Here is a 26599-nt window from a genome sequence, read left to right as displayed (position 1 = left end):
ACTGGGACGTCTGGTAAGAGTTCTTGGGACACCGATTTGGCCGCACATTTGGCCGCACCTGGGATTGAGGATTTCGTGCAGACACACAGACGCCGGGCCGTCCTGGTCGCGCCCGCCTCCGATGATCGAAAGGCCCGCAAGGCGCTCGCCTCGAACGCCGACGAGGTGATCCTCGACCTCGAGGACGCGGTCACGCCGGAGAACAAGGACTCCGCCCGCGACGCCGCCGCTGCACTCGTCGCCGAATTCGGTGGCGCGCGACCGGTGTCGATTCGCATCAACGCCTTCGGGACCGACTGGGTCGAGGCAGATCTTGCCGCATGCGCCGCGATGGGATCGTCACTCGCGTCGGTGGTGCTCCCCAAGGCAGAGTCGGCCGAGCAACTCGCGGACGCGGACCGGCGTCTCGGCAACTCACCGGCCCGGTTGCAGATCCTCGTCGAGACCCCGACGGGCATCCGCGACATCGCCGACATCTGCGTCGGATCCGATCGGCTCGACGCGGTGATCATCGGTTACGCGGATCTCGCTGCAACGCTGGGGCGTTCGCCGACGGCACCGCAGCTCGTCTGGCATCCGGTCCAGGAGACCGTGCTGACGGCCGCCCGTGCGGCGGGTGTATCGGTGGTCGACGGGCCGCATCTCACCATCGCCGACGACGATGCGTTCCGGAATGCGAAGACCTGGGTCCGGGATCTCGGCTTCGACGGCACCTGGGTGATCCATCCGGCCCAGATCGATTCGGCGAAAGCCATTTTCACGCCCGATCCCGATGTGGTCGCCGACGCGCGACGAGTCCTCGCCGCGCTGGACGAGGCTGCTGCCCGCGGCGATGGCGCCGCTGCACTCGACGGACGGATGCTCGACGAGGCCCTCGCCGTCTCGGCGCGCCGTGTCCTCGCCAAGGCGGACCCCGAATGACCGGCGCGACCATCCAGGTCGGCGGCCCCTACTTCGACGAACTCGCCATCGGACAGGTCTTCGACGACGCACCGTCGGTGACCGTCACATCGGGAATGGCAGCGACCCACCAGGCCATCGTCGGCAACCGGATGCGCCTCGCCCTCGACGTCTCGCTGGCCGAGCGGATCACGCGTCGTGACCGTGCGATCGCCCACCCGGGACTGGTCTGCGACCTGGCCATCGGACAGTCGACGCTGGCGACCCACCATGTCAAGGCAAACCTGTTCTATCGCGGCTTGCGATTCCTGCGCCACCCGCACGTCGGCGACACCCTGAGCACCACGACCGAAGTGGTCGGGCTGCGGGAGAACTCGTCGAAGCCCGGCCGCGCCCCGACCGGGCTCGCCGCGCTGCACATCGTCACCACCGATCAGCACGGTGCCGTGGTGCTCGACTTCTACCGATGCGCGATGCTCCCGCTGAGTGATTCGCCCGACCCGGAACGCGTCCGTGCCTCCGATGACCTGTCCGCCATCGGCGCCGACCGCTCCACCGAGCCGGTCATCCCGGACTGGGACCTCGCCGCGTTCCGGGAGTCCGTTCGCGGACAACACTTCTCTCCTGACCTGGTCGGCAATGTGTACGCGTCGAGCGGCGATGTCGTGTCGAGCGCGCCGGAGCTCGCCCGCCTCACCCTCAACATCGCGGCCACGCACCACGACGAACGGGTCGGCGCCGCCGGTCGACTGGTCTATGGCGGACACACGATCGGAGTGGCTCTCGCCCAGGCCAATCGAGCCCTGCCGAACGTGGTCAGCGTGCTGGGCTGGGAGTCGTGCGACCACACCGGACCGGTCCGGGAAGGTGACACGCTCACCAGTGAACTGACTGTCGAACAGGCAACCGCCCTCGACGGCGGGGGCGGACTGCTCGACCTGCGGTCGGTGGTCGTCGCGCACGACGCCGACGGTCCGCGCCCCGTCCTGGACTGGCGTTTCCGCGCCCTCATGGCGTAACCCCTCCTGGCACAAGTCCTCCGAAGGAGCACCATCGTGACCACCCCTCAGAAGCCCCTCGCCGGCCTCCGCATCGTCGAGGTGTCGAGTTTCATCGCGTCGCCGCTGGCCGGACTGACCCTCTCGCAGCTCGGCGCCGAGGTGATCCGGATCGACCCGATCGGCGGTGCGGCCGACGTGCACCGCTGGCCGCTCACCGACAGCGGTGAGTCGATCTACTGGACCGGACTCAACAAGGGCAAACGGTCGATCACCGCGGATCTGCGCAGCGAGGCGGGACAGTCGCTGGTGCAACGTCTGGTGTCCGATCCCGTCGCGGGGGGCGGCATCCTGCTGACCAACTCGGCCGGACGGTCGTGGATGAGCCACGAGACCCTCTCGGCGCTGCGGCCCGACGTCATCACCTGCGAGATCCTGGGGCGCACCGACGGCACGCCCGGCGTCGACTACACCGTCAACGCGGGCCTCGGGTTCCCGATGATCACCGGACCGGTCACCAGCTCCGGCACCGTGAACCATGTTTTGCCTGCGTGGGATATGGCGTGTGGATTGTATGCGGCCCTGGCCATCTCGGCCGCGGTTCGCCGACGCGAACAGAGCGGCGTCGGCGCGCACATCACGTTGCCACTCGAGGACACGGCTCTGTCCATCGCCAGCACGCTCGGCTACCTGACCGAACCGCAGGTCAACGGCCGGGGACGGGTGGGCACCGGCAACGACGTCTACGGCACGTACGGAACCGATTTCGTCGCCGCGGACGGCGGCCGGTTCATGATCGTGGCGCTCACGCCACGCCATTTCCGCGACCTGGTCGCGCTGACCGAGGTGGGCGACGCCGTCGAGGCGGTGGAGAAGGCGCTCGGCGCCGACTTCCGCAGCGAGGCCGACCGCTTCACCCACCGAGCGGTGCTCACCGCGCTCTTCGAGCCGTGGTTCGCGCGTCACAGCAGTGCGGAAGTCAGTGCGGCGCTGGGCGGATCATCGATACTCTGGGAGCGCTACCGAAGTTTCGAGGAGGTCGTGGCGTCGGGGGTGCTGGCAACCAACCCGATGTTCGCCGAACTCGACCAACCGGGGATCGGGACGTTTCTCGCCGCAGGCCATCCCGCCGCCTTCGACGGCGAGCACTACGTCACCGGACCTGCTTCGGAACTCGGCGCCGACAATCCCCCGCCGGCCCCGTAGCCGCGGCCCCCAACCCGCCGGTCGAGTAGCCGCGAGCGCAGCGAGTGGCGTATCGAGACCACCCCAGCGACAAATGATCTCGATACGGCTCCTCGCTACGCTCGTCCCCTACTCGGTCAGCGGGAAGTCGCGGCGAGCTCGTCCCCTACTCGATCAACGGAGGAAGACGCGGCGGCCTCGCCCCCTACTCGATCACCCGCGGCGGGTCGGTCTCGTCGTGAGCCAGCTCGGCGAGGATCGCCTCCGTGTGCTGGCCGAGGGAGGGCACCGCCCCCATCGGCAACTCGACGTCGGCGAAGGTCATCGGGGGCAGCAGCGCTCGGATCGGTCCGGCCTCGGTGTCCACCTCACGCCACCGATCCCGTCCGGACAGCTGCGGGTGTGCCACCACTCCGTCGAGCTCACGGATCTCGGCGGCAGGAATGCCTGCTGCAGCGAGCTTTTCGTCGAGTTCGACGGTGGTGAACCGCTTGGTCTCGGCCGCGACCGCGGCGTCGACGTCCGCCCTGGCGCCGACCCGGCCGATGTTGGTGGCGTAGCGGGGATCGGCGGCGAGGTCCGGGCGTCCGAGAACCTGGCCGGCCAGGACCTGCCAGCCACGGTCGTTCTGGACCCCGATGAGGATCTCGCCATCACTCGTCGGATAGCGGTCGTACGGCACGATCGCCGCGTGTCCCACGCCGGAACGTGCGATCTGCCGGTCGCCGTAGAGCCGCATGTACATCGGATGCCCCATCCACTCGACCGTCGCATCGAACATCGAGACCGAGACGGCAGCCCCCACTCCGGTGGCCCCCCGCCGCACCAGTGCACCGAGGATCGAGGTCAAGGCGTACATGCCGGCAGCGATGTCCGACGTCGGGATACCGGTCTTGGCCGCCTCCTCGTCGGTGCCGGTCACCGAGATCAGGCCCGCTTCCGCCTGCACCAGCATGTCGTAGGCCTTGCGCTCCCGGTACGGACCGGCGTCTCCGTACCCCGACATGTCGACGACGATCAGGTCCGGATGGTCGGCACGCAGTTCGTCGGCACCGAATCCCAGCCGCGCCGCGGCCCCGGGCGCCAGATTCTGCAGGAACACGTCGGCGCGGTCGATCAGCCGGTGCAACGCGTCGCGCCCCGACGACGACTTCAGGTCGAGGGCCAGTGACTCCTTGCCACGGTTGAGCCAGACGAAATGCGATGCGAGGCCGTGCACCGCGTCGTCGTAGTTCCGGGCGAAGTCGCCCTCCCCCACGCGTTCCACCTTGATGACGCGGGCACCCATGTCGGCGAGATGTCGCGTCGCCAGCGGCGCCGCGACGGCCTGCTCGAGCGCTACGACGGTGATCCCGGCCAGCGGCAGGGGCATCTGATCGGCATCCACCGGGCAACCATCACCTGCCGACCCACGACCCGTCAACGGCGCACATCTCCCACTGCCATAGGTCTTTCCTCATCGTGTCTGAGTCGGACCCACTTTGAACATGACGAACCCCTCATGATCCGATGGAAGTTGATCGCCGCAACCGTCCGGATCATCGGCGGCATCATCTGGAGGTGAAATGACCACGATCGAGGTCACCGGTCATCGTCAGCGCGAGGCATGGGCCGAGAAGGTACTGCCCCCGGTCGAGGAGGTCCGGCCCGGCTTGTGGTCGATCCCGGTCCCGATGCCGTCGAACCCGCTGCGGTACGTACTCATCTACGCACTCGCTCTGCCCGACGGCATCGCCCTGATCGACACCGGATGGAACACCGACGAATCGTGGCGTGCCCTCGTCGATGGTCTACACGTCACCGGGCACGATGTGGCCGACGTCCGGCACGTCTCCATCACCCACTTGCATCCCGATCACTTCGGCCTGGTGCCGCGGCTGCTCGAGCACGCCGATCCGGTGCTCGCGATGCACCACAACGATGCGCGCCACCTGCACCATGTCACCGAGGCGGAGATCGAACGACAGATCGACGGCGCACAGCGGGATCTCGAGATCCACGGCGCACCGACCGACGTCGTGGACACCGGATTCCGTGAGATCGCCCGCCTGCCGGACGGTCGCACCATGGATGTGGAACTCGACAACGGCGACCCGCTGAATCTGCCCGGCTGGAACGTGCGGGCGCTGTGGACCCCGGGACACACCGCCGGTCACCTCTGCTTCGTCGACGAGGACGCCGGGGTCATCTTCACCGGCGACCATCTGCTGCCGCGGATCAGCCCGAACGTCTCGACGAATCGGTTCCAGTCGCACAACCCGCTGTCGGAGTATCTGATCTCGCTGGCCAACACCGAGCACCTGCCCGATCTCGAGGCGCTGCCCTCCCACGAGTACCGGTTCCGCGGGCTCGCCGACCGGGTCACCCATCTCCTCGCACACCATGAGGAACGACTCGACGAGATCACGGCGGCCGTGGCCGCCGAGCCCCAGAGCACGGCCTGGGATATCACCCGCTCGGTGACGTGGTCGCGACCGTTCGAGCAGCTGTCGGTCCCGCTCAGCCGGATGGCACTGGGTGAGACCAACGCACACCTTGTCGTGCTGCAGCAGCGAGGCATCCTGAGCCCGACCGAGGGTGTCCCGATCCGATGGTCACTGACCACACCGTCCACCGCAGTTGAGGAGACTTCCCGATGACCGCAGTTCTCACCGAGTTCGCCGACGGCGTCGCCGTCATCACCATCAACCGCCCCGAGGCCAAGAACGCGGTGAACCGCGAGGTGGCCGAGGGCATCGCGGCCGCGGTGGACGAGATGGACGCCCGCGACGACATCACCATCGGCATCCTCACCGGCGCGGGCGGCACCTTCTGCGCAGGCATGGACCTCAAGGGATTCACCCGCGGCGAGAACGTGAACATCGAGGGCAAGGGGTTCGCCGGACTCGTCGAGGCGCCCCCGGCGAAGCCGTTGATCGCAGCCATCGAGGGCTGGGCCCTTGCCGGTGGATGCGAGCTCGCCTTGAGCGCAGACCTCATCGTCGCCGCGCGTGACGCGAAGTTCGGCATCCCAGAGGTCAAGCGTGGCCTCGCAGCGGCGGCCGGCGGTCTGCAGCGGCTGCCGAAAATCCTGCCCTACCAGCTCGCGATGGAGATGGCGCTCACCGGCGACCCGATGACCGCCGAGCGCGCCCACCAGTTCGGCATGGTCAACCGGCTGGCCGAACCCGGCGAGGCGCTGACTGTGGCGCGCGAACTCGCCGCGACCGTCGCCGCCAACGGACCGCTGGCCGTGCGGGCGACCAAGCAGGTGGTCTCCATGTCCATCGACTACACCGACGCCGATCTCTTCAAGGCACAGTGGAAGCACCTCGGGCAGGTCTTCACCTCCGCGGACGCACAGGAGGGTGCGCGCGCATTCGCCGAGAAGCGGACCCCCAACTGGACGGGAAAGTGATCCCGACGGTCACCGGCTACCGCCCGTGACCGGCCCCGACGCGATCGACGATCCGTACCATCACTGAGGTGGACCTGCACCTCGTCACCTACTTCGTAGCGGTGGTGGACCACGGCGGGATCACCAAGGCGGCGCAGTCGCTCTACATCTCGCAGCCGTCCCTGTCACAGGCCATCCGGACGCTCGAGCGGCGGCTGGGTGTCACGCTGTTCGACCGCACCGGGCGTCGCCTGGAACTCACCGAGGCCGGCCGCAAACTCGATGTCGCCGCGCGGCGCATCCTGGCCGACGTGGACCGGGCCAAGGCGAAGGTCGAGGCGGTGCGCGAACTACGCGCGGGACGGGTCGACATCGTCACCCATGGCGCGTTCAGCATCGACCCGGTGGTGGAGATGATCCGGGTGTTCCGGGAACGGTTTCCGCGCCTCGCGGCGCGGGTCGTCGCGGCCGACGGGCCGAGCGGTGTGCTGGCGTCCCTGCGACGGGGCGAGGCCGAGATCGGCCTGATGGACACGGCGGCCGAGCACGCGACCTTCACCGCCATCCCCCTCGGCGCCCAGGAACTCGTGCTCGCCGCCCCGCCGCAGCTGGCGGCCGGCCTCACCGACCCCGTGCCCCGCCGGCTGGTGCGCTCGATCCCACTCGTGTTCGACATCGCCGATCCGGGCTCGTCGGCGATCATCGGCGACCTCATCGACGACGACGCCCGCAACGTGGTGGTCGACTGCGCCCATCCGACGGCGACCTGGGACCTGGTGGAACGTGGCACGGGCGCCACCGTCGCGCCTCGGGTGGTCGCCGAACAGCAGATGCCTGGCAGTCGGCGATTGCGGCTCGACCCGCCGTTGACCCGGGCCTTCGGGCTGGTCCTCCGGGCAGGCCGGCCCTCGCCCGCGGCCATGGCGTTCATCGCGGTGGCCAAGGGGCACGTCGGTGTCACCTCGGACCCGACCGAGTTCGGCGACTGGTAGAACGATGGAACTACGTCAGGTCGAGTACTTTCTCGCAGTGGTCGAACACGAGGGCATCGGCGGTGCCGCCGGCGCCCTCGGTGTCGCGCAACCCACTGTGTCACAAGCACTTCGGGCGCTCGAGCGCGAACTCGGCGTGCAGCTGTTCCATCGCATCGGCCGCGGCATGGTGCTCAGCGCCGCGGGCCGGACGATGGTCGGTCCAGCACGTCAGATCGTGCGTGACGTCGGCGCGGTCGAGGATCTGCTGTCCGCGTCGGCCGACGAACTGACCGGCCGCCTGGACATCCTCGCCGCACCCGCGATGGCGAGCGGGCCGATCGTGGAGTTGATCGCGCGGTTCCGTCGTGAGTACCCGCGTGTGGGCGTCCGTTTCGGCGAGCTGCGCGACGAGACGCAGGCGGCGTCGGTGATCGAGGACGGACACTGTGAGTTCGTCGTCGCCCATCTGCCCATTGCCGGCGACGACCTGGAGGTCATCGTGCTCGGCGAACAGGAGTACGTGCTCGTCTATCCGCCGGGATCGCAGGTTCCCGACGGACCCATCCCGCTGGCGGAACTACCGACGATCCCCATGGTCTTCGTCCCGCGCGGGCAGTCGGTCGCCGACGAGATCGAAGAGGCGATCCGGGTGGCCGGTGTCCGCCCACCGCTCGCGGTCCTGTCGGAGCATCGTGAGGAACGGTTGCCGATGGTGCTGGCGGGCATCGGCGGCACCTTGCTGGAGAAGACGATGGCCGAGGCCGCAGCGGACCGCGTCGTCGTGCGGACCGTCGAACCCCGATTCGTCCGGCCGTTCGCGATCACCTACGACCCGGCCGGCCTGTCGCCCGTGGGACAGGCATTCGTCGACCTCATCCGCGATTCGCCCTGATCCCGATGCGCGCCTGGGCTCAGACGACTCGCTCGAAAACCGCCGCCAGACCCTGGCCGCCGCCGATGCACATCGTCTCCAGCCCGTAGCGGGCCTCGTTGCGCACCATCTCGCGGGCCAGGGATGCGAGCATGCGCACGCCGGTCGCGCCGACCGGATGGCCCAGCGAGATCCCCGACCCGTGCACGTTGGTGCGGTCGAAGTCGCCACCGGTACCGAACCGTCCGAAACCCCACTCGCGCGTCACCGCCAGTGCCTGCGCGGCGAAGGCCTCGTTGAGCTCGATCACGTCGATGTCGGCGAGCGTCACACCCGCCTTGGCCAAGGCCTTCTCGGTGGCCGGCACCGGCCCGATACCCATCGTGCGCGGTGGGACCCCGGCGACTGCCCACGACACCAGCCGCACCAGCGGGCGCAGACCGTGTTTCTCAGCGACGTCGGGTGTGGTCACGATGCACATGGCCGCCGCGTCGTTCTGTCCGCTGGCGTTGCCTGCGGTGACGGTCGCGTCCGGGTCGGTCTTCCCCATGATCGGCCTGAGTTTGGCAAGGGATTCCGGCGAGACGTCGGGACGCGGATGCTCATCGGTGTCGATGACCTGATCACCACTCCGGCTGCGAACGGTCACCGGGATGATCTCCTCGGAGAGGATGCCGTCTTTCTGCGCCCGCACCGCACGCAGGTGCGACTCGACGGCGAGTTCGTCCTGTTCCTCGCGCGAGATCTCGTACTCCTTGCGGAGATTCTCCGCGGTCTCGATCATGCCGCCGGGCACCGGGTAGTTCTGCCCTCCCGCGGTGGACCGGGCACGAACCAGGCTGTCGTGCATGGCGATACCGGTTCGGGCGCCTCCCCAGCGCATGTCGACGGAGTAGAACGACGCATTACTCATCGATTCCGTCCCACCGGCGACCACGACCTCGTTGTCGCCGGCCGCGACCTGGAACGCGGCCTGGATGACCGCCTGCAGTCCCGAGCCGCATCGTCGGTCGATGTGCATGCCGCCCACCGTGATCGGCAGGCCTGCGTCGAGGGCGATGACCCGGCCGATGGCCGGCGCCTCGCTGTTGCCGTTGCAGTGCCCGAGGACCACATCCTCGACCACATCCGGCGCGAGCCCGGTCCGATCAAGCATGCCGCGCAACGCGGTCACTCCGAGTTCGACGGCGGTGACGTCTTTGAACATGCCGCCGTACCGGCCGATCGGGGTGCGGACGGGTTCACAGATCACCACGTCGCGTAAGACGGTGTCTCTCATTGCAAGCCTTTCGAATTCGACGAACCACGATGTCGGCGGTGAGCTGCGTTCACATGAAGCGCCCGCCGGTCACCTCGAGCACGGTGCCGGTCATGTAGGAGGACATGTCGGAGGCGAGGAAGAGAGCGACGGAAGAGACCTCACCGACCTCGCCTGCCCGCTGCATCGGGATCTCGGCCATCTTCTGGTCCCACGCTTTCTGCGGCATGGCCTCGGTCATGGCGGACCGGATGAGACCGGGCTGGATCGCGTTGACCCGTACCCCGTGATGTGCCATCTCCTTGGCCGCCGCCTTGGTCATGCCCACGATGCCCGCCTTGGCGGCCGAATAGTTCGTCTGCCCGACCATCCCGACCTTGCCCGACAGCGACGAGATGTTCACGATGGCACCGCGTTTGGCCTCGCGCATGATCGCGGCGGCCTTGCGGGTACCGTTCCACGTTCCCTTGAGATGCACGGAGATCACCAGGTCGAAGTCGTCTTCGGACATCGTGCGCATCGTCGCGTCACGGGTGATGCCGGCATTGTTCACCATCACGTCCAGCGAACCGAAGCCGTCGACGGCCGCGGCCAGGAGCGCATCGACGCTGGTGGAGTCGGTCACGTCGCACCGCACGGCGCGCGCGACGTCGGTGCCGCCGAGCTTCTCCACCGCAGTCTGGGCGGCTTCTTCGTTCAGGTCGCCGAGCACCACGCGTGCACCCGCGTCGACGAACGACCGTGCGATCTCGAGTCCGATGCCCTGCGCACCACCGGTGATGACCGCGGTGCGCCCGTCCAGGAGGGTGTTGGGTGCAGAAGAGTCCATATGACGGAATCTACCGGCCCGCGCACCGAATCGATCCCGGCCGATCCATTCGAAGCGGCTATGCCTGCAGTAGCGAGTTCGTAGTGGACCGCGCCCGTCGAGGACGCCACAGTGGGAGGATGACCGGTGTCATGAACACAGCAGCTGCCAGTTCCCAGGTGTCCGCCGAAGACTTCGCGGACATCCTCGCCGCCACGCGTGAGTTCGTCCGCGAGAAGGTCGTCCCGCGTGAGCAGGAGATCCTCGACGCCGACGCGATCCCCGACGACATCCGGGCCACCGCGAAGGACATGGGCCTGTTCGGCTACGCGATCCCGCAGGAGTGGGGCGGCCTCGGCCTCGACCTCACCCAGGACGTCGAACTGGCCATGGAGCTCGGTTACACGTCGCTGGCGCTCCGGTCGATGTTCGGCACCAACAACGGTATCGCCGGCCAGGTGCTCGTCGGCTTCGGCACCGATGAGCAGAAGCGCACCTGGCTGGAGAAGATCGCCTCTGGAGAGGTGGTCGCCTCGTTCGCGCTCACCGAGCCGGGCGCGGGCTCGGACCCGGCCGGACTGCGCACCAAGGCGGTTCGCGACGGATCGGGGGATGACGCCGACTGGGTGATCACCGGCGAGAAGCGATTCATCACCAATGCCCCGCTGGCCGACCTGTTCGTAGTGTTCGCGCGAACCGAGCGCCGGGAGCGAAGCGAGCGGGCTCAATCGGCAGCCCGCCCGGCCGACTCCGACGGGACCGGGATCGCGGTGTTCCTGGTTCCCGCGGAGACGTCGGGCATCACCATCGGCGCGAAGGACCGCAAGATGGGCCAGGAGGGCGCATGGACCTCGGATGTCCACTTCGACGACGTCCGTGTGCCGGCCTCAGCGCTCGTCGGCGGCAGCGAGGACGTCGGCTATCGAGCAGCCATGACCTCGCTGGCACGAGGCCGCGTCCACATCGCGGCTCTATCGGTCGGTACCGCGCAGCGCGCTCTCGACGAATCGGTGACGTGGGCAGCCACCGCCACCCAGGGCGGCACCGCGATCGGCGAGTTCCAACTCGTACAGGCCATGCTCGCCGATCAGCAGGCGGGCGTGATGGCCGGACGCGCGATGGTGCGCGATGCGGCACGCGCGTGGGTCGACGAGACGGACCGACGGATCGCACCGTCGGCGGCCAAGCTCTTCTGCACCGAGATGGTCGGCAAGGTCGCCGATCTGGCCGTACAGGTTCACGGCGGCAGTGGCTACATGCGCGACGTGCCCGTGGAGCGGATCTATCGTGACGTCCGCCTGCTGCGACTGTACGAGGGCACCAGCGAGATCCAGCGGCTGATCATCGGCCGGAATCTGGTGAAGCGAGCGCAGCGGGGCTGATTGCCGCCGCTCGAACTCGATTCACCTTTCTCGCCGATCTTGTAGGTGGCGGCCGATGGTCTGGTTTCGGCATTCGCGTTCTCCGAGAGCTGCAATGGCCACCACGGTGGGGCTCCCTCACCGGCCGAGGCGGCAGACACTCGACCATTGCGTGATCCCGACGAATCGATGCCGCCGATGCGGTTGTCGCGGATCCCGACCATGTGGACAGACCTCACATCCCCCGCCGATCTTGTCGGTACCCACCGATAGTCTGGTTCCACCAAGCCGAAATGATGACAGCCGGTCGACCACAGAACACCCAGTCCTGATCGACCACAGACAACGATGACGATGCCCTGCAACCGCATCCGCGTTATCTGAAAGGCTGCACATGACCACCACGGTTGAGTTCCCTCACCGGCCGAGGCGGCAGACACTCGACCATTGCGTGATGCCGACGAATCGGTGTCACCCGATGCGGTTGTCGCGGATCCCGACCATGTGGACAGACCTCACATCCCCCGCCGATCTTGTCGGTACCCACCGATAGTCTGGTTCCACCAAGCCGAAATGATGACAGCCGGTCGACCACAGAACACCCAGTCCTGATCGACCACAGACAACGATGACGATGCCCTGCAACCGCATCCGCGTTATCTGAAAGGCTGCACATGACCACCCTGATGGACCTGCCCGCCATCACCGACTCCGTCCGCGACCTCGGACCCCACGACGATCTGTCCGGTCCCGACGCGGTCGAGGCCATGCGCATCTTCCTCATCCTGCGCAATCTGATCGACCATCACGCCGCGCAGATGGTCGGCGCGCTGGAGCGTCTGGGCGTTGCCAAGAGTCACGGCCGAAAGACACGAGAACTGTTGATCGTCATGGGCTTCGCACCCGCCGTAGCCGCACGCCTGATCCGCATCGCAACATCCACAGACTCGCTGCCCACTGCGCACGCTCACGCCGCCGACGGCGCCGTGTCGGCCGAGCACGTCGACGGGATCGTGCAAGGCATCGCCCACATCGCGAAGCGATCACCCGAGCCGGTCGACGATGACACCCGACACGGGCAGGTGACCGATCTGCTCGGCCAGTTCTTCTCCGGTGCGACTCCCGCCCAGATCACCGCCCGTGCCAGGGTGATCGGCAACGAGCTCGCCGCCACCACCGACGGTGGGTTGCCCGCCGCCGAGGACCGTTCGATCAATGCCCTCACCCATGCTGCCGACAGCGACGGCCGTCTGCAGGTACGCGCCGACCTCGACACCGAGGTCGGTGAGAAGTTTCGGGCAGCGATGGAAGAACTCGGCGCTCCACGGCCCGAACCCGACGGCTCGCCCGACGCCCGCTCCACCCAACGTCGCCACGCCGACGCCCTGGAAGCCTTGTTGGACATCGCCTCCCGCGGCGGCGATACGGCATCGGCACCACGTACGCAGGTACTGATCACGGTGCCCGCCGAGGCACCGATCCAGGCATCGCTGCAGTTCATGGGATCAGTCACCGAATCCACCCTGGCGCAACTGACGTGCGATGCCACCGTCACCACTGTCATCGTCGACGGTGAGAAGGTTCCCCTCGACATCAGCCGCGACAAGCGACTGCTCACGGCCGCGATGCGCAAGGCGCTCTATGTCCGCGATCGCTGCTGCATCAAATGCGGTGCACCGGCCACCCGCACCCAGGCCCACCACATCGTGCACTGGGCCGACGGCGGCGAGACCACTGTGGCCAACGGCTGTCTGCTGTGCCCGTCATGTCACGCCGACGTCCACCACAATGGCTGGGAAGTCACGATAGGCATCGACAAACACCCCTGGCTCATCCCACCGGCCACCGTCGACCCACGACGACAACCCATTGCCGCCCACAACCGGCGCACCATGACCGTCGACAAGCTACCCGCTGCTGCCTGAAAAGGCTTCCTCCTCAAGCACACTCCCCGTCAGCAACGCCGATCCGGCAGACAACCACCCGATCAGCGGCGAACACCGCACCGTTCCTTGACAACTCCACAGTGTGAAACATGCATGGCCGCCGCTGATCGAGTGGCAACCGACGCCACTCGATCAGCGGGCCGTGGGTGTCAGCAGCTCGCGCAACGCGACCTTCTGGATCTTGCCCGCCGCCGATGTCGGCAGGGAGTCCACGACGATGACGTCTCGGATCTTCTTGTACGGCAACACCTGCTCGGCGACGAAACCGCGGACGAGTTCCTCGTCGATCACGTGGCCGTCCTTGGGCACGATGAACGCGACCGGCTCCTGACCGACACTGCCCGCCGCACGCCCGACCACGGCCGCGGAAGCAACATCCGGATGCGTGACCAGGATCTCCTCGAGTTCCCGCGGATAGACGTTGTAGCCCTTGTAGATCAGCATGTCCTTGGCGCGGTCACAGATGTAGAGGTACCCGTCGTCGTCGCGGTAGGCGATGTCGCCGGTGTCGAGCCATCCGTCGAGATACTGCGCGGCCGTGATCTCGGGGTGACCCAGATAGCCGGCGGTGACCTGAGGTCCGCGGACCCACAGCTCACCACGTTCGCCCGCCGGCAGCACGGTGTGCGGGTCATCGACCGAGCGGATCTCGATCGCGGTGTCGAATGTCGGCAAACCCACACTGCCGAGCCGATATTCACCGTCACTCGTCAGCGGCGCTGACGAGACCAGACACGTTGCCTCGGTGAGTCCGTAGCCCTCCACGACCGCCCCCGAGGGGAATGCCGCCTGCAGCAGTTCGAGCGTGACCCGGTCGATCGGTGCAGCGCCCGATGACACCACCCGAACCGACGACAGGTCACGGTTCGCGACGTCCGGGTGCGTGGCCAACGCGTGCCACATCGCCGGACTGCCGGTGATGTAGGTGGCGCGATGACGTTCGATCAGACCGAGCATCTTCGCCGGATCGAACCGTCCCGCCAGCACCTGGGTGGCACCGCAGAGCAGCAGGAAGGACATGTTGATGAGGGCATGTGCGTGGAACAGCGGCGACACCACGACGGTGGCGGCGTCGCCGGGGACCACTCCCCGACTCTCGCCACCTCGCGATCGGAGCTGGACGTACCCGTCGTCGCCCTCGATCACCGCGTGCCCGGCGCGCCATCCGATCATCTGGGTGACATTTCCGATCACGTTGCGGTGCAACACCTGAACACCCTTGGAGACCCCGGTGGTGCCGCCTGTGAAAGCGAGGTGCGCGACGTCGGCGGAAGTCACCGACGTGGCCGGGGCGACGGATTGGCCCGCGGTGAATTCCGCGAGCGTCGCCACCCCAACGGGTGCCGACGGCGCGTCGGGCTCGGCCAGCACCACGGCGAGAAGGCGGGTTTCGCGTGCCGCGTCGAGCAGACGTTCGAGTTGCTCGGCTCCCGTGAACGCGGCCACCGCACCCGTTTCGGCGAGCTGCGCCCGCAAGCCGGGAACCGGTTGGAGCGGATTGACGAGAGTGACCGTCGCCCCGGCGCGCAGCGAACCGTAGTACGCGACGACGAACTCGATGCTGTTGGCAAGATGCAGGAGGACCACGTCGCGATCGTCGACCCCGGACGCTCGCAATGCCGCTGCGACCCGCCCGGTTTCGACGTCGAGTTCGTCGTAACTCAACACCCGGTCACCGTCGACCACAGCCGCCCGATCGCCGTACATCCGCGCCATACTCGGCGGCAGCGCCGCCACCGGGACGTCGGGATAGTGGAGTTCGGTTGACCCGTGAGGCTCAGTGGCCCCGCCTCGGACCTTCGTCGATGCATCACTCATCGCGGTGCCATCCGGATCGCTCCGTCGAGGCGGATCGTCTCGCCGTTGAGATAGCTGTTCTCGAGGATCGAGACCGCGAGTTGCCCGAACTCCGACGGCTTGCCGAGGCGAGACGGATTCGGGATGCTGGCCGCGAGCGACGCGCGGACGTCGTCGCGCAGCCGCGCCAGCAGAGGCGTGTCCATCGTGCCCGGTGCGATCGTGTTGACCCGGATGAGTTTGCTCGCCAGGTCGCGCGCTCCGACGATCGTCATGCCGACGATGCCTGCCTTCGAGGCACTGTAGTTGATCTGACCGATCTGGCCCTCGAAGGCGGCCACCGAGGCCGTGAGGACGATGCAGCCGCGCTCGCCGTCGAGCTCGTGGAGCCGCGCCATCCGCTCGGCCCCCAAGGAGAGGGCATTGAACGATCCGACGAGGTTCAGGTTGATCACGAACTCGAAGTCCTCGAGCGATCCCGCTTTGCCCTCCTTGTCCAGCACGCGCATCCGCCGCCCGGCGCCCGCGCAGTGCACCAGCCCCCGCAGACCGCCGCGCTCGTCGGCGACGTCGAGGGCGGCGGCGAACTGCTCACGATCGGTGATGTCGGCCGGGGCGAAGCTCGCCGACGATCCGAGTTCGCTTGCGACGGCCTCGCCGTCGGAGGTGGGCAGGTCGATCAACGTGACCTGCCCGCCTGCGTCGACGATGCGGTTCGCCGTCGCCAGCCCCAATCCGGATGCGCCGCCGGTGACGGCGAAGGACTGACCTTTGAGTTCCATTGTGTTCCTTCGTGTTTCAGACGAGTTCGACGATGGTCGCGTTGGCCATACCGCCTGCCTCGCACATCGACTGCAGCCCGTAGCGGATTCCGTTGTCGCGCATGTGATGGATCAGCCTCGTCATCAGGATCGCTCCCGAACCACCCAGCGGGTGGCCGACGGCGATGGCACCGCCGAGCGGATTGACACGTTCCGGATCAGCGTCCGTCTCGATCTGCCACGCGAGCGGAACCGGGGCGAAGGCCTCGTTGATCTCGAAAGCGCCGATGTCCCTGATCGCGAGGCCCGAACGCTTGAGCGCCTTCGCAGTCGCCGCGATCGGTCCGGCGAGCATCATGACCGGGTCGTCGCCGGCGACCACCGCCGTGTGCACCCTCGCGATCGGCGAGACTCCCAGTTTCTTCGCCGTGTCGTCGCCCATCACGAGCAGCGCGCCGGAACCATCGGAGATCTGGGAGGCATTGCCCGCGTGGATGACCCCGTCGTCTTTGAAGGCAGGCTTGAGCGTACTCATCGATTCCAGCGTGCCCCCACGGCGGATTCCCTCGTCACCTTCGAGGACCCCCGTGATGGGCGCGAGTTGCCCGTCGAAGGCCCCGTTGTCGGCGGCGGTCGCGGCGAGCTCATGGGACCGTAGGGAGAACTCGTCGAGGGCGGTTCGACTCAGTGCCCACTTCTCGGCCATCATCTCGGCCCCGATCCCCTGACTGAAGCGGTCCACCCCGTATCGGTCGAGCACCGTGGCCGGCTGATTCTCGCCGTCGGGCGCCGCACTCCCCATCGGCACCCGGCTCATCGACTCGACGCCACCGGCGACCACGACGTCCTGCTGACCGGAGATCACCGCCGCCGCAGCCATGCTGACTGCCTGCTGGCTCGATCCGCAGGCCCGGCTGACCGTGGTGCCGGGCACCGATTCGGGCCAGCCGGCAGCGAGGACGGCGGTGCGGGCGATGTTGGTCGCCTGCTCGGACGTCTGACTGACGCAGCCCCAGACCACGTCATCGATCACCGACGGGTCGATGCCGACGCGTTCGACGAGGGCCTCGAGTACGTGCGCCGACAGATCGGCGGGGTGGATTCCCGACAGGGCGCCGCGGCGACGTCCGATCGGGGTGCGGACGGCGTCGACGATCACTGCATCACGCATGGGACTTCCTTCTACTGACGGTGGATCGGATTGCTGCGCTGAGGTCATCGGGCCCCACTCGAATCGACCATGAAGCACGGTGGATCACAAGTCGATTCACGCTCACGGACGGATAGCCCGAACCTATGGGCGGGTCGTTTCGTCCACCAGGCCTCGCCGGACCAGCATCTTGTCGCGTTCGGGATCGGCCAGGACGAGCGCGATCACCGCGCATACCGACGCGACGAGTCCGAGGATCTGGAATGCGGTGGCGTACCCCTGCGCAGGAGTGGCCGCCGCATCGACGATCAGACCGGTGGCATACGGCGCGACGAGGCCGCCGATCGCCATGATCGCCAGGAACACGCCGAGGGTGCCCGCGGTCTGACGCGGCGGGCAGATCTCCGAGATCGCGGCGTTCATCAGAGGGAAGACGGTCGTCGCGAAACCGTAGCCGACCGAGACGACCAGCACGGCGACTGCCGGGGTACCGATCGACGGCAGTAGGAACAGCAGGACCCCGGAGATCAGCACGCCGACGGACGGCACGATCACCCGAACCTTTCGCGAGGTCGCACCCCGCGAGATCAGGCGGTCGGCGACGACAGAGGTCACCAGCATCAGCACCAGTCCGACGATCGACGGGAACGCGAACATCGAGCCCGCCTGCAACCGGCTGTAGCCGAGACCTACCTCGAAATAGGAGGGCAGCCAGGTGAGGACCACGGTGACCAGGGCATACACACTCATCACCAGCAGAGCGCCGCCGATGAACGTCCGGGAGGTGAAGATCCGCACCCACGGGACAGCGGGTTCCTCGCCCGCCGTTGTGGTCGCGCTCGTGGCAGAGCCTTTGGCACCGGAGATGTACGGCCCGTCCTGCCAGGTGGCCAGCCACACGACACACCACAACAGACCCGCTACCGAGAGCGTCACCAGGGCCGCGCGCCAACCGAGGTTCACGGTGACCAGCGCGAGGATCGGCGCGATGGCGATCTTCGCGATGGAGGCGGCGCCGGCCAGCAGAGCGCCCGGCAGCGCGCGCTTCGCCGGCGGATGCCACGAGTACGCCGCGGTGTGCAGCAACGCAGAACTGGGTCCTTCGGCGAATCCGAGGAGCAACCTGCTCACGATGAGCACCGCGAAGGCCGCAACGGCGACCAGCGGCAGCATCGCGAATGCCCAGCACAGCGCCAGCAAGACCAGCGCCCACCGGAGCGAGAACCACCGGTTCAGAGCGCCTGCGAAGAATCCGCCGATCGTGAAGGTCAGGAAGAACAGGCTGCCGACCAAACCGATCTGCGAGGACCGCAGACCGAGTTCGTCGGCGAGCGGCTGGGCGATGATGCCCAGCACTGCCTTGTCGGCGTAGTTGATGACATACAGCGCCACCAGTAGCGAGGTCAGTCCCCACGCCTTTCGTGGTGAACCGGCGCGGTCGCGCAACGCGGTCGACGCGGGAAAGTCCTGGGTCGCCATGTCCGGATCGGCTTTGGTGGTCGGCATGGAGTCTCCTTCAGCAATGCGAGGGGAGGTCGGAGATGGTGGCGTGGGTCACACCGACTCGATTGAAGCGTTCCGTCGCGATCGCGAACAATGTCCGTTCGGCGAAGAGTGAGACTGTCACTGCCTATGAGTCGTCTGCGCACATCCCGCGACCACGCATCATTGGCTCCCGCTAACGCATCGATAGCCGATCGCGTCATTCCATCGCGCACGTCCGGCAGGCATGCTGAGAGGGTTCACCGGTGTGCCTGGGCCACCGACGAGCGCCCTGACGACAAGAACCCGCCGACCGAAGAAGAGGTCAGATGACCCGTCTCGCGCAAACTCTGGGATTGACCGAGATCCAGTCCGAGATCGTGGCGAATGTTCGCCGGTTTGTGGACAAACAGATCATTCCGGTGGCGCAGGAGCTCGAGCATGCGGATACGTATCCGCAGGAGATCGTCGACGGCATGCGCGAGATGGGCTTGTTCGGTCTGATGATCCCCGAGGAGTACGGCGGGCTGGGTGAGTCGTTGTTGACCTACGCACTGTGCGTCGAGGAACTGGCCCGCGGGTGGATGAGCGTATCGGGTGTGATCAACACCCACTTCATCGTCGCCTACATGATCCGCCAGCACGGCACCGACGAGCAGAAACAGCACTTCCTGCCGCGCATGGCCACCGGCGAGATCCGCGGCGCGTTCTCGATGTCGGAACCCGAACTCGGTTCCGACGTCGCCGCCATCACGACGACGGCCAAGCGCACCGACGACGGCGACTACTCGATCACCGGCCAGAAGATGTGGCTCACCAACGGAGCGAGTTCCACCCTCGTCGCCGCCCTGGTGCGGACCGACGAGGGGGCCGACAAGCCGCACAAGAACCTCACCACATTCCTCATCGAGAAACCTGCGGGCTTCGGAGAGGTCCTGCCCGGGGTGACCATCCCCGGCAAGATCGACAAGATGGGCTACAAGGGCATCGACACCACCGAGCTCATCTTCGACGGCTACCGCGCACCCGCCACCGATGTCCTGGGCGGAGTCACCGGTCGCGGCTTCGCCCACATGATGGACGGTGTCGAGGTCGGCCGCGTCAATGTCTCGGCCCGCGCCTGCGGCGTGGGTCAGCGGGCCTTCGAGCTCGCCGTCCGGTACGCCCAGCAGCGCACCACCTTCGGCAAACCCATCGCCGAACACCAGGCGATCGCGTTCTCCCTGGCCGAGATGGCCACCAAGGTCGAAGCCGCGCATCTGATGATGGTCAACGCCGCCCGCCTCAAAGACTCCGGCGAACGCAACGACGTCGCCGCCGGCATGGCCAAATACTTGTGCAGCGAATACTGCGCCGAGGTCACCCAGGCCTCCTTCCGCATCCACGGCGGCTACGGCTACTCGAAAGAATTCGAGATCGAACGGCTGATGCGCGAAGCCCCCTTCCTCCTCATCGGCGAAGGCACCAGCGAAATCCAGAAACAGATCATCAGCAAAGGACTACTCCGCGACTACCGCGAGCAGTAAAGGGGAGAACACATGCAGCGCAGCATCTTCACCGACGACCACGAGACCTTTCGCAAGACCATCCGCGACTTCATCGCCAAGGAAGTGGTACCTGAGTACCACGAATGGGAGAAGCAGGGTCACCCACCGCGGGAGTTCTACAACCGGCTCGGCGATCTCGGCGTGCTCGGGATCGAAGCACCCGAGGAATACGGCGGTGGCGGCGTCGCGGACTTCACCTATTCGATGGTGATCGCCGAGGAGACCTCGGCGGCGGGAGTCACCTTCGGCAGCTACTCCGTGCACAGCAACCTCATCCTGCCGTACCTGATGGAGCACGCGACCGACGATCAGAAGCAGCGCTGGATCCCCGGATTCTGCTCCGGCGACATCATGTTCGCCATCGCGATGACCGAGCCGGGCACCGGATCGGATCTGGCGAACATCTCGACCACCGCGAAACTGTCCGAGGACGGCAGCCACTACATCCTCGACGGCGCCAAGACGTTCATCACCGGCGGTGCGCTCGCCGACCGGGTTCTGGTGGTGTGCCGGACGTCGCCGTACGACACCGAGAACCGCCGCGCCGGGCTGTCGATCCTGGTGGTCGACACCGCGTCGGAAGGCTTCACGGTCGGACGCAAACTCGAGAAGATCGGACTGAAGGCCTCCGACACCGCCGAACTGTCGTTCAGCTCGGTGAAGGTGCCCGTGGAAGACCGTCTCGGCGAGGAGGGCGCCGGGTTCTCCTACCTGACGCACAATCTCGCGCAGGAGCGGCTCACCATCGCCATCGGCGCCTCGGCGACCGCGGCCGCCGCCGTGCAGCACGCGCTCGACTACACGAAGGAACGTGACGTCTTCGGTCGCCCGGTGGCGTCGTTCCAAAACACGAAATTCGTCCTCGCGGAATGCTCGGCCGAGGTCGAGGCGATCCGACATCTGGTCGACCGCGCCCTCGAACTGCACAACGCTGGCGAACTCTCCGTACCGGATGCGGCGCGGGCCAAGCTGTTCGCCACCGAGACGGCCGGACGCGTCATCGACAAATGCCTGCAGTTGCACGGCGGATACGGCTACATCGTCGAATACCCGATCGCCCGGCTGTACGCCGACACCCGGGTCTCGCGTATCTACGGCGGCACCAATGAGGTGATGAAGACGATCATCGCGAAAGACCTCGGCCTCTGACCCATTAGGCTCGGGGTGTGTCTGTCTACGAGCACGGATTCGCGCGGGTGAGCGGGGCGGTTCCGACCGTCTCCATCGCCGACCCGGCGCGCAATGCCGAACGAACGGTCGATGCACTCCGCGCTGCCGCCGACGACGGCGCCGCTCTGGTGGTGTTCCCCGAGCTCGGGCTCTGTGGGTACAGCATCGACGACCTGGTCCAGCAGGACGCCGTGCTGGATGCGTGCCTGGTCGGCCTGCGGACGGTGGTCGAGGCCAGCACGGGATTGCGCCCGCTGATCGCCGTCGGGCTGCCACTGGTGGTCGGCGACGGTCTCTACAACTGCGCGGCCATCGTCCACGACGGGGAGGTCCTCGGCGTCGTACCGAAGTCGTATCTGCCGAATTACCGGGAGTTCTACGAGCAGCGATACTTCTCCGCAGCGCGCGACGCCGCCGTCACCACCGCCACGGTGCTGGGCGCGGAGGTGCCGTTCGGTCCGGATCTCATCTTCGAGGCCGACGACCTCCCCGGCTTCGCCGTGCACGTGGAGATCTGCGAGGACGGCTGGGTGCCCATCCCCCCGAGCACCTGGGCGGCCCTCGCGGGCGCAACGGTCTTGGCGAACCTGTCCGGCAGCCCGGTCACCGTGGGCAAGGAATCGTACCGGAAGTCGCTGTGCACCAGCCATTCCGCCCGGTGCGTTGCCGCGCACATCTACGTGGCCGCGGGATTCGGCGAGTCGACCACCGACCTCGCCTGGGACGGCGACGCGCTGATCTCGGAGAACGGCACCCTCCTGGCCCGCAGCGAACAGTTCTCGATGACCGATCAGCGCATCACCGCCGACATCGATCTGGATCGGCTCCGGCAGGAGCGGATGCGGATGATCAGCCTGCGTGACCAGGTGGGCGACTATGCCGGCGATCTGAAACCGCTGCGCCGCATCCGGTTCCGACTCGGCGCCATCGAGGAGGTCGACGACACCCTGCGCCGTGAGGTGCCGCGATTCCCGTTCGTCCCCGCCGATTCGGCCGATCGCGACTTCCGCTGCCGCGAGGTCGGGAACATCCAGGTGCAGGGTCTGGCGGCTCGGCTGCGAGCCACCGGGATCGAGAAGATCGTCATCGGCGTCTCCGGCGGCCTCGACTCGACGTTGGCATTACTGGTCGCCGTCGACACCTTCGATCGCCTCGGCCTGCCGCGGCAGAACGTCCTCGCGTACACGATGCCCGGATTCGCCACCGGCACCGCGACATTACGTCGCGCCCACGTGCTGATGGACTCGCTCGGGGTGAGCGGCACGGAACTCGACATCCGTCCGTCCTGCGAACAGATGCTCGCCGACCTCGGGCATCCCTACGCCCGCGGCGAAAAGGTCTACGACGTCACGTTCGAGAACGTCCAGGCAGGCGAGCGGACGTCGCACCTATTCCGGCTGGCCAATCACCACGGCGCCATCGTGCTCGGCACCGGCGATCTCTCCGAACTCGCACTGGGCTGGTGCACCTACGGTGTCGGCGACCAGATGTCGCACTACAACGTCAACTCGTCGGTACCGAAAACCCTGATCCAACACCTCATCCGGTGGATGATCACGACCAGTGCCTACACGCAGGAGACCACCGACACCCTCGCCGAGATCCTCGACGACGTGATCTCCCCCGAGTTGGTCCCGGCCGGTGACGACGGCGCGATCCAGAGCACCGAGGACACCGTCGGACCGTACGAACTGCACGACTTCTTCCTGTACTACCTGACCCGATTCGGTTATCGCCCGGCGAAGATCGCCTACCTGGCGGCACAGGCATGGGGCGACCGTGAACGCGGCGCGTGGTCGGAGATGATCGTCACCCAGCGGCGCAATCAGTACGACCCGACGACCATCGAGCAATGGCTCACCGTCTTCCTCAAGCGGTTCATGAGCAATCAGTTCAAGCGCACCGCGATGCCCAACGGTCCGAAGATCGGTTCCGGCGGGTCGCTGTCGCCGCGTGGCGACTGGCGGTCGCCGTCCGACGCGAGCTCACGGGCCTGGCTCGACAGCCTGTGAGCCGACCGCGCGGCCGGTGACGCAGATCAGTCGCATCGCTCGAGCAACTGCTTGAGCTGCTCGTCGAAGGCTCGAGCGATCGCCTGGACATCCGGGGCCTGATCGGTGCAGGCGAGGATGCCGACATTGAGATGGCCGTCGGCGGAGAAGACGGTGATGTTCAATCCCAGCCCGTGGAAGATCGGCCCGAGCGGATAGACCGCGGTGACCCGTGAGCCCAGGAAATAGAGCGGGAAGTCGGGGCCCGCGACATTGGAGACCAGGACGTTGAACACCGGCGGATGGGCCAGCGACAGTCCGCGATCGCCGTAGAGCTTCATCACCGTCGACATGGTGGTGCCCGGGGCGAACTGCGCCCACGCCCGAAGGATGTTGGCGTCGATGTCGGCGTGATGCTCTTTCGACTTACGCGCCATCTCCGATGCCTGCTCGACCCTATCGACCGGGTCGTCGAGATTCGACGGCAACAGCGTGAACATTCCGGTCACCTTGTTGGTGCCGCCGGTCACCAGCGCGCTCTCGTCGGCTCCGTGTACCGACACCGGCACCATCGCGACGAGCGGCTGCTCCGGGAGTTCGTCGTGCTGTTCGAGATAACTGCGCATCGCACCGCCGGTGATGGCGAGCACGACGTCGTTGATCTTCACGCCGAAACGGTTCTTGACCCGCTTGACGTCGTCGAGGGAGAGCTGCGTGACCGCGAGTGACCGGTGAGGTGTGATCGGCGCGTTGAACCGGGTCCGGGGCGCCTGGAACGGAACCGGCATGGCGGTCTTCGCCCGGGTGCGGCGGAACCATTCGATCGGCACCCCCACGGTCTCCGGGAGGAGTTTGGCCATCGCGATCGGGCGCTGGACGAAGTAATTGACGGCTCCGGTCAACGCCATCGTGGTCCGCGACGATCCGCCTGCGGTCTCTTTCATCTTGTCCGCATCGAGATCCGGTGCCTCTGGCGTCATGGTGCAGAGTTCGGCGAGCAGGTCCGCACTGGTCACCCCGTCCACGCCGGCATGATGCATGCGGAGCATCGCGGCGACCTTGCCCTGTGCGAGGCCCTCGATGACCCACAACTCCCACAACGGCTTGCCGCGATCGAGGGTCTGGCCGGCGAGGTGGGCACACAGCTCGGCCACCTGCTCCTCACCGCCCGGGGCGGGCACCGCAACACGATGGACGTGACGTTCGATGTCGAAGTCCTCGTCCTCGATCCAGACCGGGTGGTCGATGTTCAGCAGCGAATTGTCCAGTTTGCGACGGAAATTGGGCATCGCGCCGATGCGCCGCTCGAGCTCGTCGCGCAGCTTCGGGAAGCTGTACCCACCCGGCATCGTGCTCGGATCGATCTCGATGAGACCGATGACGTGCATGAGCTGCGACCTCGTCTCGAGATAGAGAAACGACGCATCGAGCCCACTGAGACGTTGCATGCACCCATCACCCCTTGCGCTACCGACGTCACTGCTGACCCCGTCATCCACCATCATGCGCGCACGGATGAACAGCCCGGGCGCGCTTGCACAATCATGCCCGAAGGATGAGCCGGTCAGGCATCGATTCGGCGTACGTTGAGCCGATGGAACATCACCTGAAAGTCGATCGCAATGACGTCGCCGACCTTCCGGTCTCGGCGAACCCGCTGTTCACGCGACGTGGCGAGGCCACCGAGTTCCCCCGCTTCACCCTTCCCGAGACCGAATCGTTGCCGGAGACCGCCTATCAGATCGTCCACGACGAGGCCATGCTCGACGGCAATGCGCGCCAGAACCTCGCCACCTTCGTGGGAACCTGGATGGACGATCACGCCAATCGGCTGTATCTCGAGTCAGCCGACAAGAACATGATCGACAAGGACGAGTACCCACAGACTGCCGCAATCGAAACCCGTTGTTGGACAATGCTTGCCAACCTCTGGAACGCGCCAGACGCAACCAAGGCGATCGGTACGTCGACCATCGGTTCGTCGGAGGCGGCGATGCTCGGCGGAATGGCACTCAAACGTCGCTGGGCCGAACGTCGCAAGGCCGAGGGCAAACCCGTCGGCACCCCGAACCTGATCATGTCGTCGGCGGTCCAGGTGTGCTGGGAGAAGTTCTGCAACTTCTTCGAGATCGAACCGCGGTATGTGCCGATCTCCGAGGAGCATCCCGTCCTCGACGGACACGACCTCGCGTCCTACGTCGACGAGAACACCATCGGCGTCGTACCGATCATGGGTGTCACCTACACCGGCGCCTACGAGCCGGTCACCAAGATCGCCGCCGCCCTCGACGAGATCCAGGCGAACACGGGCCTCGACATCCCCATCCACGTGGATGCCGCCTCCGGCGGGGCCATCGCCCCGTTCCTCCAGCCCGATCTGGAATGGGACTTCCGCGTCGACCGGGTCGCGTCGATCAACATGTCCGGCCACAAATACGGCCTCGTCTATCCCGGCATCGGCTGGGTGGTCTGGCGGGACGCTTCGTTGCTCCCCGAGAGCCTGGTGTTCCGGGTGAGCTACCTCGGCGGCGACATGCCCACCTTTGCCATCAACTTCTCCCGTCCGGGCGCCCAGGTGTTGCTGCAGTACTACCAATTCCTCCGGCTCGGCTTCGAGGGCTACCGCGCCGTCCAGCAGAACTGCCAGGACGTCGCGCTGTCCCTGTCGTCCCAGATCGGCGCGATGGACCAGTTCGTGCTACGCAGCGACGGCAGCGACATCCCCGTATTCGCCTGGCAACTCGCTCCCGGCCACTCCGAGAACTGGAATCTGCACCACCTTTCCACTCAGCTGCGTGAGCGCGGATGGCAGGTGCCCGCCTACCCCCTGCCCGACAATCTCGGCGATCAGTGGGTGCAACGGATCGTGGTGCGCAACGGCCTGTCGCATGACCTGGCAGACCTCTTGATGCGCGACCTGCGTAGTTCGGTGGAATACCTGGACAGCCTCGACACGCCGATGCCGACGCCGCACGCCACGCACGGGTTCCATCACTGATCGGCGGATTTTCTAGAACAAGTTCT

The 26599-nt window shown here is 66.8% G+C and carries 21 protein-coding genes; 13 read left to right on the top strand and 8 right to left on the bottom strand.

The features are described 5' to 3' along the window. The first annotated feature begins 75 nt into the window (after positions 1–75). Genes OVA31_RS16290 through OVA31_RS16280 form a run of 3 tightly spaced genes read left to right on the top strand, consistent with a single transcriptional unit; the run spans position 76 to position 3104 of the window. Positions 76–921 carry an HpcH/HpaI aldolase/citrate lyase family protein gene (locus OVA31_RS16290; protein ID WP_267627645.1) on the top strand — a complete coding sequence of 282 codons (846 nt, stop codon included), beginning with the start codon at positions 76–78 and terminating at the stop codon, positions 919–921. Further along, complete coding sequence (locus OVA31_RS16285) at positions 918–1919, top strand: MaoC family dehydratase (protein WP_267627644.1); 1002 nt, start codon at positions 918–920, stop codon at positions 1917–1919. Before OVA31_RS16290 ends, OVA31_RS16285 begins: the two co-directional genes overlap by 4 nt. A 36-nt stretch (positions 1920–1955) precedes the next feature. Continuing rightward, positions 1956–3104, top strand: coding sequence for a CoA transferase (locus OVA31_RS16280; protein WP_267627643.1), 1149 nt, complete (start codon positions 1956–1958; stop codon positions 3102–3104). Positions 3105–3288: 184 nt separating this feature from the next. Here the strand turns inward: OVA31_RS16280 and OVA31_RS16275 are convergent, their stop codons facing one another. Beyond that, positions 3289–4455: a CaiB/BaiF CoA transferase family protein gene (locus OVA31_RS16275; RefSeq protein ID WP_267631564.1), complete on the bottom strand. Its 1167-nt coding sequence runs from the start codon at positions 4453–4455 to the stop codon at positions 3289–3291. A 193-nt stretch (positions 4456–4648) separates the two neighbouring features. On the opposite strand from OVA31_RS16275, the gene OVA31_RS16270 reads away from it, so the two are divergent. The 4 genes from OVA31_RS16270 to OVA31_RS16255 all read left to right on the top strand — a co-directional run bounded on the left by OVA31_RS16270 (position 4649) and on the right by OVA31_RS16255 (position 8325). Continuing rightward, positions 4649–5722: an MBL fold metallo-hydrolase gene (locus OVA31_RS16270; protein WP_267627642.1), complete on the top strand. Its 1074-nt coding sequence runs from the start codon at positions 4649–4651 to the stop codon at positions 5720–5722. Beyond that, positions 5719–6480 carry a crotonase/enoyl-CoA hydratase family protein gene (locus tag OVA31_RS16265; RefSeq protein WP_267627641.1) on the top strand — a complete coding sequence of 254 codons (762 nt, stop codon included), beginning with the start codon at positions 5719–5721 and terminating at the stop codon, positions 6478–6480. Before OVA31_RS16270 ends, OVA31_RS16265 begins: the two co-directional genes overlap by 4 nt. 68 nt (positions 6481–6548) lie before the next feature. Next, the gene (locus OVA31_RS16260; RefSeq protein ID WP_267627640.1) at positions 6549–7451 is read left to right on the top strand and encodes a LysR family transcriptional regulator; all 903 of its coding nucleotides are present in this window, start codon (positions 6549–6551) and stop codon (positions 7449–7451) included. 4 nt (positions 7452–7455) lie between these two features. Continuing rightward, positions 7456–8325, top strand: a complete 870-nt coding sequence (locus OVA31_RS16255; RefSeq protein WP_267627639.1) for a LysR family transcriptional regulator — start codon at positions 7456–7458, stop codon at positions 8323–8325. Positions 8326–8344: 19 nt separating this feature from the next. Here OVA31_RS16255 and OVA31_RS16250 read toward each other — a convergent pair whose 3' ends face one another. Further along, complete coding sequence (locus OVA31_RS16250; protein ID WP_267627638.1) at positions 8345–9583, bottom strand: acetyl-CoA C-acetyltransferase; 1239 nt, start codon at positions 9581–9583, stop codon at positions 8345–8347. A 49-nt stretch (positions 9584–9632) separates the two neighbouring features. After that, positions 9633–10391 carry a 3-oxoacyl-ACP reductase FabG gene (gene fabG, locus OVA31_RS16245; RefSeq protein WP_267627637.1) on the bottom strand — a complete coding sequence of 253 codons (759 nt, stop codon included), beginning with the start codon at positions 10389–10391 and terminating at the stop codon, positions 9633–9635. Between the two features lie 119 nt (positions 10392–10510). Between fabG and OVA31_RS16240 the strand changes: the two genes are divergently transcribed. Further along, positions 10511–11752 carry an acyl-CoA dehydrogenase family protein gene (locus tag OVA31_RS16240; protein WP_267627636.1) on the top strand — a complete coding sequence of 414 codons (1242 nt, stop codon included), beginning with the start codon at positions 10511–10513 and terminating at the stop codon, positions 11750–11752. Between the two features lie 653 nt (positions 11753–12405). Further along, entirely contained in the window at positions 12406–13656 is a 1251-nt protein-coding gene (locus tag OVA31_RS16235) for an HNH endonuclease (RefSeq protein ID WP_267627635.1), read from the top strand. Between the two features lie 153 nt (positions 13657–13809). Here the strand turns inward: OVA31_RS16235 and OVA31_RS16230 are convergent, their stop codons facing one another. From OVA31_RS16230 to OVA31_RS16215, 4 genes are all read right to left on the bottom strand, one after another. Then, positions 13810–15495: a class I adenylate-forming enzyme family protein gene (locus OVA31_RS16230; RefSeq protein WP_267627634.1), complete on the bottom strand. Its 1686-nt coding sequence runs from the start codon at positions 15493–15495 to the stop codon at positions 13810–13812. Continuing rightward, complete coding sequence (locus tag OVA31_RS16225; RefSeq protein WP_267627633.1) at positions 15492–16256, bottom strand: SDR family NAD(P)-dependent oxidoreductase; 765 nt, start codon at positions 16254–16256, stop codon at positions 15492–15494. Before OVA31_RS16225 ends, OVA31_RS16230 begins: the two co-directional genes overlap by 4 nt. 16 nt (positions 16257–16272) lie before the next feature. Then, complete coding sequence (locus OVA31_RS16220; RefSeq protein WP_267627632.1) at positions 16273–17406, bottom strand: thiolase family protein; 1134 nt, start codon at positions 17404–17406, stop codon at positions 16273–16275. 123 nt (positions 17407–17529) lie between these two features. Then, positions 17530–18864: an MFS transporter gene (locus OVA31_RS16215; protein ID WP_267631563.1), complete on the bottom strand. Its 1335-nt coding sequence runs from the start codon at positions 18862–18864 to the stop codon at positions 17530–17532. A 332-nt stretch (positions 18865–19196) separates the two neighbouring features. Between OVA31_RS16215 and OVA31_RS16210 the strand changes: the two genes are divergently transcribed. From OVA31_RS16210 to OVA31_RS16200, 3 genes are read left to right on the top strand one after another with little or no spacing between them, the layout of a single operon-like run. Further along, the gene (locus tag OVA31_RS16210; protein ID WP_267627631.1) at positions 19197–20393 is read left to right on the top strand and encodes an acyl-CoA dehydrogenase family protein; all 1197 of its coding nucleotides are present in this window, start codon (positions 19197–19199) and stop codon (positions 20391–20393) included. Positions 20394–20405: 12 nt separating this feature from the next. After that, positions 20406–21563: an acyl-CoA dehydrogenase family protein gene (locus OVA31_RS16205; protein WP_267627630.1), complete on the top strand. Its 1158-nt coding sequence runs from the start codon at positions 20406–20408 to the stop codon at positions 21561–21563. Between the two features lie 17 nt (positions 21564–21580). Further along, complete coding sequence (locus OVA31_RS16200; RefSeq protein ID WP_267627629.1) at positions 21581–23596, top strand: NAD(+) synthase; 2016 nt, start codon at positions 21581–21583, stop codon at positions 23594–23596. A 26-nt stretch (positions 23597–23622) separates the two neighbouring features. Here the strand turns inward: OVA31_RS16200 and OVA31_RS16195 are convergent, their stop codons facing one another. Continuing rightward, positions 23623–25023, bottom strand: a complete 1401-nt coding sequence (locus tag OVA31_RS16195; RefSeq protein ID WP_267627628.1) for a WS/DGAT/MGAT family O-acyltransferase — start codon at positions 25021–25023, stop codon at positions 23623–23625. 146 nt (positions 25024–25169) lie between these two features. Between OVA31_RS16195 and OVA31_RS16190 the strand changes: the two genes are divergently transcribed. After that, a complete protein-coding gene (locus tag OVA31_RS16190) occupies positions 25170–26573 on the top strand; it encodes a glutamate decarboxylase (protein WP_267627627.1) in 1404 nt (467 codons plus the stop codon). Positions 26574–26599 lie beyond the last annotated feature (26 nt).

Source organism: Gordonia sp. SL306, assembly GCF_026625785.1.
In the GTDB taxonomy this organism is placed as follows: domain Bacteria; phylum Actinomycetota; class Actinomycetes; order Mycobacteriales; family Mycobacteriaceae; genus Gordonia.
The sequence above is the reverse complement of the archived record's forward strand: the minus strand, read 5'-3'. Positions and strand labels throughout refer to the sequence as shown.

What these genes read in the sequence shown, in the direction of transcription:
- OVA31_RS16275 (WP_267631564.1), bottom strand. Translation starts at nt 4,455, where the DNA reads ATGCCCCTGCCGCTGGCCGGGATCACCGTCGTAGCGCTCGAGCAGGCC.
- OVA31_RS16235 (WP_267627635.1), top strand. Translation starts at nt 12,406, where the DNA reads ATGACCACCCTGATGGACCTGCCCGCCATCACCGACTCCGTCCGCGAC.
- OVA31_RS16220 (WP_267627632.1), bottom strand. Translation starts at nt 17,406, where the DNA reads ATGCGTGATGCAGTGATCGTCGACGCCGTCCGCACCCCGATCGGACGT.
- OVA31_RS16255 (WP_267627639.1), top strand. Translation starts at nt 7,456, where the DNA reads ATGGAACTACGTCAGGTCGAGTACTTTCTCGCAGTGGTCGAACACGAG.
- OVA31_RS16215 (WP_267631563.1), bottom strand. Translation starts at nt 18,864, where the DNA reads ATGGCGACCCAGGACTTTCCCGCGTCGACCGCGTTGCGCGACCGCGCC.
- OVA31_RS16230 (WP_267627634.1), bottom strand. Translation starts at nt 15,495, where the DNA reads ATGAGTGATGCATCGACGAAGGTCCGAGGCGGGGCCACTGAGCCTCAC.
- fabG (WP_267627637.1), bottom strand. Translation starts at nt 10,391, where the DNA reads ATGGACTCTTCTGCACCCAACACCCTCCTGGACGGGCGCACCGCGGTC.
- OVA31_RS16210 (WP_267627631.1), top strand. Translation starts at nt 19,197, where the DNA reads ATGACCCGTCTCGCGCAAACTCTGGGATTGACCGAGATCCAGTCCGAG.
- OVA31_RS16205 (WP_267627630.1), top strand. Translation starts at nt 20,406, where the DNA reads ATGCAGCGCAGCATCTTCACCGACGACCACGAGACCTTTCGCAAGACC.
- OVA31_RS16270 (WP_267627642.1), top strand. Translation starts at nt 4,649, where the DNA reads ATGACCACGATCGAGGTCACCGGTCATCGTCAGCGCGAGGCATGGGCC.
- OVA31_RS16240 (WP_267627636.1), top strand. Translation starts at nt 10,511, where the DNA reads ATGACCGGTGTCATGAACACAGCAGCTGCCAGTTCCCAGGTGTCCGCC.
- OVA31_RS16225 (WP_267627633.1), bottom strand. Translation starts at nt 16,256, where the DNA reads ATGGAACTCAAAGGTCAGTCCTTCGCCGTCACCGGCGGCGCATCCGGA.
- OVA31_RS16190 (WP_267627627.1), top strand. Translation starts at nt 25,170, where the DNA reads ATGGAACATCACCTGAAAGTCGATCGCAATGACGTCGCCGACCTTCCG.
- OVA31_RS16250 (WP_267627638.1), bottom strand. Translation starts at nt 9,583, where the DNA reads ATGAGAGACACCGTCTTACGCGACGTGGTGATCTGTGAACCCGTCCGC.
- OVA31_RS16195 (WP_267627628.1), bottom strand. Translation starts at nt 25,023, where the DNA reads ATGCAACGTCTCAGTGGGCTCGATGCGTCGTTTCTCTATCTCGAGACG.
- OVA31_RS16285 (WP_267627644.1), top strand. Translation starts at nt 918, where the DNA reads ATGACCGGCGCGACCATCCAGGTCGGCGGCCCCTACTTCGACGAACTC.
- OVA31_RS16265 (WP_267627641.1), top strand. Translation starts at nt 5,719, where the DNA reads ATGACCGCAGTTCTCACCGAGTTCGCCGACGGCGTCGCCGTCATCACC.